This window comes from Micromonospora sp. NBC_00362, from assembly GCF_026342155.1.
GTDB classification, from domain to species: Bacteria; Actinomycetota; Actinomycetes; order Mycobacteriales; family Micromonosporaceae; genus Micromonospora; species Micromonospora hortensis.
Genome location: NZ_JAPENH010000002.1, coordinates 44,297 through 55,964, shown reverse-complemented (window position 1 = coordinate 55,964; position 11,668 = coordinate 44,297). Strand labels below are relative to the sequence as shown.

Below are 11,668 nucleotides of genomic sequence, written 5' to 3'. Positions count from 1 at the left end.
CGGTTGCGACGGCGACCCGCTCAGGCACACAGGTCACGGCGGCGGTAGCCGAATGTGCCGGCGACCATGCCGGCCGCGGCGATGCCGACCATCACCAACGCTGGTGGCCATGCCGGTGCGGTGGCCGGCACCGCGGCCAGGTGCGCGAACGGGGACAGCGCGCGGATCCAGGAGGGCGCGTCGATGCTGTCGGCAAGGACCTGCCACAGGAATCCACCCGCGGCCGGCATTGCACCGATCGCCGCGACGGCGCGCGGCGCCCATCCGAGCGCCAGGACGGCAGCTCCCAGACACAGCAGCACAACCGGCACGACGTTCCAGGCGCCGGTGAGCGCGTCGCCGACTCCGAGGCCGGCACTGACACTGGCCGTGCCGGCCCACATGGCGACACCCGCCACCGTTGTCAGGGTCAGCGCTGCGCAGCCAGCGACGGCCGCTTCGGCGGCCAACAGCCGTACCCGGGCTACCGGTGCGGCCAGCAGCAGTGTGAGACGCCGAGCATTCTCGTCGGCAGCGACGGCGGCGAACCGCACGGCGACGAACACCCCGACCGGAACGGCAAGCAGCGCGTACAGGGTGGCCGCATAACCCTCCACCGTGCCGAGGGCCGGAAAACCAGCCTGGGCCGCCATGGTCGCGAACTCGGGGTTGGCGGCCAGGAATTCGGTCATGGACCGGGCAATCAGGCCCAGGAGCAGGAAATACGCGCCGATTCCGGCCGACCAGGCGGCGAGCGGCCGCAGGGTGCGCCGTACGGCGAAGGCGGGCACCGACCCGAGCAACGCGGTACGCGCCCGCCGGCTGCCGGCCGTAGCAAGAATCGCCGCGCCGACGTCACGCCGAGCCGCGAGCCGACCGGCGACGGCCAGTAGCAGCACTGCGGTGAACGTCAGCACCGACACCGGCAGCCCTCGATTGCTGTCGAACGGGCGGGTCAGCGCCAAGAGCCCGAACGGGGACAGCCATCGAAGCCAGGCCAGCGCGGGCATACCGTCGCCGACCATCCGCATGAGCAGCCCGACGACCAGGACGGCCGCCGCGACACCGTTGGCCGCCGACCGGCTGACGAACAGCTGCGCGGTGACGCCGCCGACGGCGACGAAGAAGAGCCCGGCGGCAGCGAGGCCGGTGCCGTGCAACAACGAACCGGTGGCGTCCACGCCCGCAGCGATCATCGCCGCGGCGGTCGCCGCTCCCACGAGGACCGGAACGACGGCCAGCACACCGAGGTGCTGGCGGACAGCATCGGCGAGGGTGATGCGGCCGGACAGCAACAGACTCCACCGGCCAGCGTCCTCCTCGCCTCGGGTGATCCGGGTGGCGGCGAGCATCGCCCACACACCGAGCAGGACGGCCAGGACGGTGCCCGTGCGCCACACGGTGAACCCGCCCGCCTGGTCGAGCGCGACCGGTTCGCCGAACAGGGTGCGGATCGCGGGGTTGCGGGCCAGCGCCGCCAAGGCCGCCGGATCCAGCGCCTCGCTGCGGTAGCCGACCACCACCAGGGCGGACATTCCCGCGCACACAGCGGTTACGACCAGGGCGCCACGGCGCACCTGGCGCACTGCGAGCCCTCTCAGTACCCACTGCGGGCGGGTTGCTGCCGTGGTCGCGATCATCGGGCGTTCTGCCCGTAGTAGGCGAGGAAGATCTCCTCCAGGCTCTGCTCCCGGACGACGATCGTTGTCACGTCAGCGTCGGCCAGGGCGCGCAGCGCCGCGGCGGGGGAGCCGCTCAGGGTGAACCGCACGGACGCGGCACCGTCGGTGTGCAGGCCGTGGACGCCGTGGACACCGGCGAGGTCCGGTGGCGCCCCGGTGAACGTCGCGACCACCTCGGTGTGGTGCAGTCGGCGCAGCTGCGCGACGGAGGCCACCTCCACCAGCTCACCGGCGCGCAGGATGCCGACGCGATCGCAGACGGCCTCGACCTCGGCAAGCTGATGCGAGCTGAGGAACACCGTCTGCCCATTGTCGCGGGCCACGTCGACCGCCTGCCGGAACTGCAGTTCCATGAATGGGTCCAGGCCGCTGGTTGGCTCGTCGAGCACCAGCAGAGGCGCCCGGGTGGCGAACGCCGCGATCAGAGCGACCTTCTGCCGGTTGCCCGTCGAGTAGGTGCCAGCAGGTTTGGACACGTCCAGCGCGAATCGTTGGATGAGCTCGTCGCGGTAGGCGGTGTCCGTGCCGGGGCCGATGCGGGCGAGCAGGTCCAGCACCTCGGCGCCGGTCATCCGTGACCACAGCGCCACATCCGCAGGCACATAGGCGAGCCTGCGGTGGGCCGCGGCGACGTCGCCGGCGTCGGTGTCGAAGATCCACGCCCGTCCGGAGGTGGGTCGGGCAAGGCCGAGCAGCAGCCGGATCGTCGTTGACTTTCCGGCGCCGTTGGGGCCGAGAAACCCGAACACCTCGCCCGCCGCGACGTCGAGAGTGAGGTCATCGAGGGCGAGCAGTCGCCCGTAACGCTTGGACAGATGGTCGGTGCGCAGGGCAGAAACGCCCATCGGAGCCTCCAGAGCCGCAGCACGACATGACTGCCGACCAGACTTCCCGGCGCACCTGAGGTGAGAGTACTCCCGGCGGCTGCGGCGCGTACGCCGCCCGGGCTGGCGTTCGGGCTACTACCTTCCGAGCATCCCCTCACGTCACGAGGTGTATCGGACTGGCGTACCGATAACTGAGGCATCCTGCCAAACAGCGGGCCCCGGCGGGGGTGTCGACGCTGATGCGGTCGCGCTACGGCCGTTTGTCGGGGTCGAGGGGGAGGCGCTCGTTTGGTGAGTCACCGCAGTGCTGCTGCGAGTTCGTCGGCGTTGTCGAACGCGGACGCCGCCCTGACGGATTCGTCTTCCGTGAGCGTGACGGACCGGGCGCGGTCCAGCATCTCGACCGCGGTCTTTGGATCGTGCAGCACCATCGCGAGTTCGGCGCGGTAGACCAGGACCTCTAGCTGCTCGACAGGGTCGTCGTCGGCTTTCGGACGGGCCAACGCGCTGTCGAGGATCCGAATGGCCTGTCCGACGCTTCCCCTGGAGTCGGCCTGCACGACAGCATTCGCGAGGGCCTTGGCGAGTCGCCCGGCCGGCCCGGCGGCCGGCACGGGCGCGGTGGCGGCGTCCCGAAAGACGCGGATCCAGTTGCCGCCCGGGTCGATGACGCTGAATCCGCCCAACCCGTCGGCGTTCTTCCGTGCCCTGGGCCGGGTCATCCGCGGCGTTCCGGACACCAGTACCTTGCCGTACGCGGCGCGCATGCCGGCCGCGAATGCCCGATGTAGTCCCTCGATGTCCGCGGTGAGTACGAGACACGAGCCATAGGACTGCTCCGGGTCAAATCCGGCGATCTCGAAGAACTGCAGACGCAGGTCTTCTCGTTGCACCCCCACACACGAGTAGGGCTTGCGTTGCTTGTAGGTGGTGCGGAAACCGAGAACTCCGTAGAAGGTTTCGATGTCGTCGATGGATGCGCACGGCAGCAGGGGAACGGTCACCTCGTTGGTCATGCCTCCTTCCTAGGCGTCGCACGGTGTCCATCGCACATGGAAATAGCCGATCATCGCCGTCGGTCGTCCGATCGGTTGATGACTCAGAACGCACTTGCCAACCGGCTGGGGGCAGGTGGGGAGCTGAGGAGGTCAGCCGGCCTGCCAGCCAGCGGGGTCGATACCGCCGGGCAGTGGCGCCGCAGGGTCGTAGGGCTGCCGCGTGAAGATGAAGGTGCCAAGATCGAGGTGGCTGACGGCGCCAGCCGCGTCGCGTCGCACCCGCAGCCGTTCGCCAGCGAAGTAGCCGTTGATCCCCTCCCAGACGCCGTCGCCGGTGGGGCGCAGGCGGGTGCCGCGCCCGCCGGACAGCGGGGCCAACTCCACGAAGCCATCAGCCTGCGGGCGCAGCACATAAGGTGCCGGCCCCCAGTACCACGGGCCGGCGAGGTCCAGTAGCTGTGGGTCAACTGAGGGCAGCGGTCGCCACGGCGCAGGGATCCGCGGCTCCCGCTCGGCGACCGTCTGCAGTAGATCAGCGGCGAGGGTGCCGGCGGAGAGGCCGGCGGTCACGTTTCCCATGACGACCGCGCCCAGCGCGTCGTCGGGGCTGACCCACACGGTCGCGACGAAGCCCGGCATCGAGCCGGTGTGCCCGGCCAACAGTCGGCCGTCGCGGCGCAGCAACTGCATGCCGAGCCCGTAGCCACTGTCTGAGTCCGTCGCCTCCGGCGGGCTCGCCGGGTTGCGCATCTGCGCGACGGTGTCCGGATGGAGCACCCGGTCGTCGCCGTCGATGAGGAACGCGGCGAACCTGGCCAGGTCCGTTGCGGTCGACCACAGCTGTCCGGCAGGCGCCATCAGAACGGTGTCCACGGCGGGCTCCGCAAGGAGCACATCGGCCCAGGGATGCACCGCCCAGCCGGTGGCATGTGGCGCGACCGGCAGCAGGGTGGTGCGGGTCATCGCGAGCGGCTCCAGCACCTCGCGCCGCAGCACCTCGCCCCACGCCTGACCCCGAACCCGCTGCACCAGCGCGCCGAGCAGCGCGTAGCCGGGGTTGGAGTAGTGGAAGCGCTGTCCGGGCGGATGCACCTGCGGATCGCTGCCCAGCACGTCGGCCAGGTCGGGTCGCAGCGTGCCCGGGGTTCGTTCCCACCATGGGCCGGGCGCCTCAGAGATCAGCCCGGCGGTGTGCGCCAGCAGCGCGCCGACAGTGGCCTGGCCCGCAGCCGTGCCGGGCAGGTGCTCGGCCAGCGGGTCGGTGAGCGCGAGTCGCCCCTCGTCGCGCAGTCGCAGCACCAGCACGGCCAGGAAAGTCTTGGTGATCGATCCGATCCGGTATTGGAGGTTGCCATCCGGCACCCTGCCGTCCACCGTTCCCCACCCGTCCATCCACACAGGATGGCCATCGCGTACCACGGCAGCGACGACCGACGGCGCCCGACCCGCTACCTGACCAGTCGCCAGCCGGTGGACCAGCGCACGTCGGGTTTCGGGTAACAGCGTCGTCGGGATCGGTGACATGCGGGCAAACCTACCGGGCACCCGCACCGCCCGTAACGATCCGACACGTCCGGATCTGCCGCAAGGCGGGTGAACCCCTCGTGTGGCTGTGGGTCAGGATGACGCCACGGGCGCTCTTGACGATGTAGTGATCGACCTTGAAGCTCGCGGCCCGACGAGCGGCAGCTCGGAAGACGACGGATACTCGCCTGATGACTGGACCCGATCTCGACCCGGAACAGTATCCGCCCATCGACCCGCGCGAACCGGTGCCCGACGACGCGGGGGTCCTCCTGCCCGACGCGCCGAACGAACTGCCAGAAGCCCCGGCCGAACCGATGCCGGACGACGGTGGAAACGCCGGTGGTGTGCGCGAGCCGGCCTAAGGCCTGTTTCATAAGGGCGGCCAGTTCTTGTGAAACAGGCAGTAGACCAGTCGGTGAACGAGCGCGAGACCAGCCTGACCGTCGATGTCGACGCCCAGGGCGCTCGAGACGCCGGGTCGGCCGCCACGGATGCCTCGTCTGCGGCGGTTGGCCTGCTGGTTGGGTTGGGCGCTCAGGCGGCTTGCCGGCGGCGGCCGAGTGACAGGAGCAGGCCGCCGGCGACCAAGGCGATTCCGGCGGCGGCGGTGTATGCGGGGAGTTGAGCGGGGATGCCCAGGTGGACGGTGATACCGAGGATGCGGGACAGGCCCCAGGGCAGCAGCGCGAGCTGGTCATTCCACACCGTCAGCGCGCGTTCCAGGCCCACTACCGACATCAGGGCGGACAGCACGCCGAGGGGCACACCCACGGCGGTGAGGGTCAGCCCGACGGCGCTTCGGCGGCGCAGGCCGTACCGGTCCCGCAGGAGCACCGCGACGGCCACGAACAGCCAGCAGAACGCCGCGAACGCGACGGTGACGTACGCCGCGCGCAGACTCGGCGCGGTCCAGAAGGCGAACCAGTAACCGCCCGGTCCTCGCCCGGCGAGCGCCGCCAGCAGCAGCACGCTGCGCAGCAGCGCGACGCCGCCGACCACGGCCCACAGGTGAAACGGATCCCGGCGACCGACCACGAGGCGTACGACGAGGGCGAACAGCGCCCACCCACCGAGGGTGACCAGCAGGTGTGCCGGCGCGGCGAACCAGGTCAACACGAGCCGGCTCGCCACCAGCACCACGGCCGGGACCAACCACACCAACACCCGGTCCGCCCGCGTCACGGGCGTCGGCAGCGCGGCGACCCGCCACGGCCGGAGCGCGCCGAGCAGCAACCCGCGCGCGGCGGCTGCGCCGAACCCGCGCCCGGACAGGCCGAGCAGCACCACCAGCAGGATCGACCCGAGCAGCGCCCGGGCCGCCCAGGCCATCGCCGGGTCCCGGTTGGCGCGCAGCGCCCCGAGGTCGGCGGCGGTGAAGTTGTACGCGGGCAGGTCCAGGTCGGCGCCGTAGCGCTGCCGGTGCGCGTCGCGCGCGTCGTGGTACTCCGCAGCGGCCAGCCGCCAGTCACGGTGGGCAGCCGGGGCACCTGTGTCCAGCCACTGCGCGTGCCGCAGCACCATGGTCCGGTACGCGCTCAGCGTCTCGAACAGGTCGACCTGGTAGTCGAGAGTCGCGGCGAAGCGCCCGCGCAGTTCGGCGTCGCGCCAGGTCGCCGGTTCGGTCGCGGCGACCAGGTCGCGCATGCGCCGGGCCAGCACGACGGCCTGCGTACCCTCCTCGATCGCCTCGTCGACGCGGCCGCCGGTCACCGCGTAGATGCTGTCCAGCGCGGCGGAATCGCCGGTCGGGATGTCCCACTCGAAGATCCACATCATGGGCGGCGGTTCCAGCCCGAGCGCCCGCACCGACCGGTCGGCGTACGGACCGATGTAGAGGCCCTTGGTGACCGCCTGCCGGGACAGCGCCATGGCCTGCCCGATCGCGGCGACGGTGCCCGGGTCGTCGGAGAACGTGCGGTACGCCCAGTCCGCCGTGAGCTGCGCCGGGTCGGCGTGCGGGTCCCAGGCCAGGCGGCCGACGGCGTACGTGTTGAGGTCGTAGAGCTGCCAGAATCCTGCGCGCAGGTACAGCGACATGGGCCCGGCGCGCAACGGCCCGCCGTCCTGGGTCCAGTTCCAGACACCCTCGACGTTCGGGTTGGCGGCAAGGAATGCGCGCAGCGCCTGGCGGTGCAGCGGGCCGAGGTCGTTGGGCAGCGAGCCGAACGCCTCGAACTCGCGCCGGGCCTGGAACTCCACGATGCGGCGGTGCCCGCCGCCCAGCAGTGTGGTGTTCAGCGGTAGGTGGCTGTAGAAGTCGCCCAGGGTGTACTTGGTGGAGACGATCAGATGCGGTTCGTCGAGCCCGCCGAGGACCTGCGCGTACGACACCGGGTTGGTGTGCAGGTCGCCGACGGCGCCGACGCCCACCGTCCAGGTGCGGAAGATGATCTCCTTCCCGGCTGTGCCCGCGGTGTCCAGCAGCGCCCGCAGCATCGCGCGCACCGACGCTTCCGTCGTGACCGCGAGCTTTGACGAGTAGTCCCAGCCGGGTGCGGCGTACACCTCGCCGCCCTCGCCGACGCGGACCATCAGGCCGTCGACGAACGGCATGCTCTCGAACAGCTCGGCCAGACCGGCCTGGTAGACCGCCCACAGCCGAGGGTCGGCCACGTCCAGGCCGCCGACGGTCCGCGTCAGGTATGCCTCCAGCGGGGGCGACACCGCGAGCATGTCGGTCAGCAGAAAGACCCGCACGCCCAGGTCCTCGGCGTACCGGAAGACGGGGCCGAACGCCGCGACCATCGCCCGCGCGCGCTCGACGTGCGAGTCGCCGGGCGGGTAGACCGCGCGCCCGTCGCCGACCTTCGTGAACGTGACGTACTCCAGGAAGCCGGGCACGACGATTCCGTTGAATCCCTGCGCCACCGAGTGATCGACGAACTGTCGAAACTGCGCGTCGATGCGGGCCACCGCGCCAGCGTCCACCCACGGCGCGCGGGGCAGCACCGCCGACCCGACCACGTCGGTGTTCAGGCCATAGTCGTCGCCGGCGGCGAAGACGGCCGGGTCGGGCTCGCGCCCCACCGAACCCGCGTCGGTCAGCCGCAGGCCGAGCCGGGGGATGACCACCCGACCCGTGTCCGCCGTGGGGAGCACCTCGGCACCGGAGCGGATCCGGTCGGCCAACCGGTACATTCCGGCCGCCACGCCCGCGACGTCGCCACCCTGGACGGTCAACTCGGTGCCGCGCACGTCGAGCCGGTAGGACTCGGGCGTCCCGCTGAGGGCGGCCAGCACGCCCGCCCGCAGCGTGCTCACCGCCGACAGATCCGGCGCCGTGCCGGCGCGCGCGGCCGTCGCGGACCCGGCCGGGCTCGACGTGGCCGGGACGAGCGCCGGCCGGGGCAGGCCGCGGAAGACGACAGCGTCGGCGACGGCGGTCGCGGCCTTCCTGACACGAAGCTCGTCGGGCACGACGAGGGACGCCAACGGCGGGACCGGTGCCGGCGTCCGCGCCGGCGCGGCGAGGGCGTCCTCGCGCGGCACGGCGGCGGGGGAGTGGCTCAGCCCCAGCGTGTCGCCGACCCCCCAGGCCGCTGCCGCGCCGAGCGCCAACAGGACCGCCGCGGCGACGAGCAGCGGGTACGGCCTGCGGACCTGGGCAACGTGAGCCACGCTCGCATGGTAGTGGCCTCACCGGCCTTCGTCCTCGACGTGCGGAGCAGTCATCGGGCCGGGATGCGGTGGCGCAGGGCGCCACTGCCCGTCAGGACTGTCATCCGGAGACGAGGCGGACGAAGCGACGCGGCAGGCAGTTATGACATAGATGGGATTACATGTCTTGCGTGAATTCAGGTAGGAAGACCGAAGGCACGTCTCGGTGCTGATTCCTGAGAAGGAGCGACAGATGAAACATGCCCTGCGCCGCTTACGAACGGGGGCGGTCGCGCTCGCCGCCTGCACACTCGGGCTGAGCCTACTGTCGGTACCCGCCGCCGAGGCGTACTCGGTTGCCCCTCTCGCGCCACAATCCGAACGAGCACCGGAATCGAACCAGTTCTCGGCAGAGGGTGTGACCACGATCGGTGAACTCCGCACCGTCGACAGCTCCCTGTCCTACGCCCCGAACGGCGGGACACAGATCATCCAGCACCCCGGTGCCACCTACGTCAAGGTGCACTTCAGCGCACTGCGACTGGCCGAAGGCGACTACGTCACAGTGTCGAGCCGCGACGGCAAGGAGAGCTACCGGTACGACCGCCACCTGAACCGGGCGACCGGTTCGGACTACACCACCGACGGGCAGCCGGGTTTCTGGGCGATGTCGGTGGAGGGCGACACGGCAGTGGTGACACTGCACAGCAGCCGCCCCTCACGTGGCAGCGCCGCCACCATCGACCGGTTCTGGCGCGGATACGACCGCACGGAAATCGCCGCGCACAACTTCTCCACCCAGTCCGTGTGCAGCACCGACGCCCGCCGGGACGTGGTCTGCTACCAGAACAGCCACCCCACCGAGTACGCCCGCGGCAGGGCGGTGGCGCGGCTGCTGATCAGCGGCGGTGGACTGTGCACCACCTGGCGGGTCGGCAACACCAACCGGATGCTGACGAACAAGCACTGCTTCTCGACGCAGTCCGCCGTGAGCGGCAGCGAGATGCAGTTCAACTACCAGTGCGCCACCTGCGGCGGCGCGAATCCCGGCGCCGGCACCAAGGTCAGCGGTGCCACCCTCTACAGGGTGAGCAGCGGCGGCTCCAACCAGCTGGATTACACCCTGTTCTCGGTCAACAACTTCGCCGCCATCCAGGGGTTCGGCACGCTGTACCTGGCAACTACCGCCACCAGCAACGGGACCCGGATCTATGTCCCCGGGCACGGCGACGGCACCGCGAAGCGGCTGTCGATCTACGAGGACACCCAGAACGGCGCGACCTGCGCCGTCCGGAACGCGAATTACAACACCTGGAACATCAGTTACAGCTGTGACACCTCCGGCGGCAATTCGGGTTCACCCGTGCTGAACGCCAGCCACCGGGTGATCGCCCTGCACCACCTCGGCGGTTGTCCGTCCAACCAGGGCGCGAAGGCGCACCTGATCTACAACGAGATCGCGAGCCTGATCGACAACGGCTGAGACGGTGGGCCGCCGATGCGCGCTCTGCGCCTCGGCGGCCCATCGGCATCCTCGCCGACCGCGTCGCCAGACGACGCCGCGCGTCGATGACGTCAAAGGTGGATCAGCGCCGGCCACCGGTCGCCCCGGCCCGGCTGCGCGCCAGGGCCCGCCGTTCGGCGGACCCTGGCACTTCGGAGAAGATCAGCGCAGGGTGTCGATGTCGATGACGAACCGGTACCGCACGTCCGAGGCGAGCACCCGCTCGTACGCGTCGTTGACCGCCTCGGCGCCGATGACCTCGACCTCGGGAGCGATGCCGCGCTCGGCGCAGAAGTCCAGCATCTCCTGCGTCTCGGCGATGCTGCCGATGCTGGAGCCGGCGAACGAACGTCGGTTGCCGAACAACGCGAAGACGGGCACCGGTAGCGGCTCCGGCGGGGCACCCACGCTGACCAGCGTGCCGTCCAGACGCAGCAGACCGAGGTAGCTGGCCATGTCGATCGGTGCGCTGACCGTGTTGATGATCAGGTCGAAGCTGTTCTTGAGCACCTCGAACGTCGCCGGGTCCTTGGTGGCGTAGTAGTGCTCGGCGCCGAAGCGCAGGCCATCGTCCTTCTTGGACAGCGTCTGGGACAGCACTGTCACCTCGGCACCCATCGCCGCGGCGATCTTGACGGCCATGTGACCCAGACCGCCCAGGCCCACCACGGCGACCTTCTTGCCGGGACCGGCGTTCCAGTGCGCCAACGGCGAGTACGTGGTGATGCCCGCGCACAGCATCGGCGCGGCCGCCTCGTACGGGATGCTGTCCGGCACCCGCAGTACGAAGTCCTCGTTCACGACGACGTGGGTCGAGTACCCGCCCTGGGTCACGGTGCCGTCCCGGTCGACGCCCGCGTACGTCTGGGTGTTGCCCTTGAGGCAGTACTGCTCGTTTCCGGTGCGGCAGTTCTCGCACTCGCGACACGAGTTGACCATGCAGCCGACACCAGCGCGGTCGCCGACCGCGTGGCGGGTGACGTCGGCGCCGATCTCGGTGATCCGGCCGACGATTTCGTGGCCGACGGTGAGCGGGTAGGGAACGCTGCCCCAGTCGCCGCGCACGGTGTGGATGTCGGAGTGGCAGATGCCGGCGTAGCGGATCTCGATGAGAACATCGTGCGGGCCCAGGTCCCGCCGCTCGATAGTGGTGCGCACGAGCGGTTCGGTGGCAGAAGGCGCGGCGATGGCGTTGACGGTGAAGATGATGTCCTCCGGTGACGTGATGCTGACCTGCCCGCACTCACCACAGCCGTGGCGGCGCTGCGAGTCTCTGTCAAGGCGCGTACTGCTGGTACCCCTCGGGAGCGCCGGGTGTCGCCCCGGCCGATCAGGCTACTTCTTTGCTGCGCGCACTTTCCTGGCAACACCAGCTGGCAGGCAGCGCGACCGGTGATAAACGCCCTGGTCTAGGTTGTTGTACGAGAACACCCCATTTCTGGCTCCGGTGGCGGACGCGGGCGAGGGCGTCCCGTCCTTCCCGGTGGTTGATGCCGCGGGACTTCCTCACCACCCGCCGCGCCGAGGTCCTCGAAGCCCAACCGACCCGTCGAC

Annotated in this window: 8 protein-coding genes; 2 read left to right on the top strand and 6 right to left on the bottom strand. The window is 70.4% G+C overall.

The genetic code is table 11. The annotated features are described in order from the left end of the window. Window positions 1–20: 20 nt before the first annotated feature. The 4 genes from OG992_RS32320 to OG992_RS32305 all read right to left on the bottom strand — a co-directional run bounded on the left by OG992_RS32320 (window position 21) and on the right by OG992_RS32305 (window position 5,010). Window positions 21–1,619 carry an ABC transporter permease gene (locus tag OG992_RS32320; protein ID WP_266305346.1) on the bottom strand — a complete coding sequence of 533 codons (1,599 nt, stop codon included), beginning with the start codon at window positions 1,617–1,619 and terminating at the stop codon, window positions 21–23. After that, window positions 1,616–2,506, bottom strand: a complete 891-nt coding sequence (locus OG992_RS32315) for an ABC transporter ATP-binding protein (protein WP_266305345.1) — start codon at window positions 2,504–2,506, stop codon at window positions 1,616–1,618. Before OG992_RS32315 ends, OG992_RS32320 begins: the two co-directional genes overlap by 4 nt. Before the next feature lie 278 nt (window positions 2,507–2,784). Continuing rightward, the gene (locus tag OG992_RS32310; RefSeq protein WP_238684245.1) at window positions 2,785–3,504 is read right to left on the bottom strand and encodes a VOC family protein; all 720 of its coding nucleotides are present in this window, start codon (window positions 3,502–3,504) and stop codon (window positions 2,785–2,787) included. A gap of 132 nt (window positions 3,505–3,636) precedes the next feature. Beyond that, entirely contained in the window at window positions 3,637–5,010 is a 1,374-nt protein-coding gene (locus OG992_RS32305) for a serine hydrolase (protein WP_238684244.1), read from the bottom strand. Between the two features lie 191 nt (window positions 5,011–5,201). Between OG992_RS32305 and OG992_RS32300 the strand changes: the two genes are divergently transcribed. Then, window positions 5,202–5,375: a hypothetical protein gene (locus OG992_RS32300; protein WP_238684243.1), complete on the top strand. Its 174-nt coding sequence runs from the start codon at window positions 5,202–5,204 to the stop codon at window positions 5,373–5,375. Between the two features lie 172 nt (window positions 5,376–5,547). Here OG992_RS32300 and OG992_RS32295 read toward each other — a convergent pair whose 3' ends face one another. After that, window positions 5,548–8,631, bottom strand: a complete 3,084-nt coding sequence (locus tag OG992_RS32295) for a hypothetical protein (protein WP_266305344.1) — start codon at window positions 8,629–8,631, stop codon at window positions 5,548–5,550. Window positions 8,632–8,863: 232 nt separating this feature from the next. Between OG992_RS32295 and OG992_RS32290 the strand changes: the two genes are divergently transcribed. Beyond that, window positions 8,864–10,093 carry a serine protease gene (locus tag OG992_RS32290; protein ID WP_238684241.1) on the top strand — a complete coding sequence of 410 codons (1,230 nt, stop codon included), beginning with the start codon at window positions 8,864–8,866 and terminating at the stop codon, window positions 10,091–10,093. Between the two features lie 183 nt (window positions 10,094–10,276). On the opposite strand, the gene OG992_RS32285 is transcribed toward OG992_RS32290, so the two are convergent. Beyond that, window positions 10,277–11,320 (bottom strand): NAD(P)-dependent alcohol dehydrogenase, encoded by a 1,044-nt coding sequence (locus OG992_RS32285; RefSeq protein WP_266305526.1) that lies wholly within the window; start codon window positions 11,318–11,320, stop codon window positions 10,277–10,279. Window positions 11,321–11,668 lie beyond the last annotated feature (348 nt).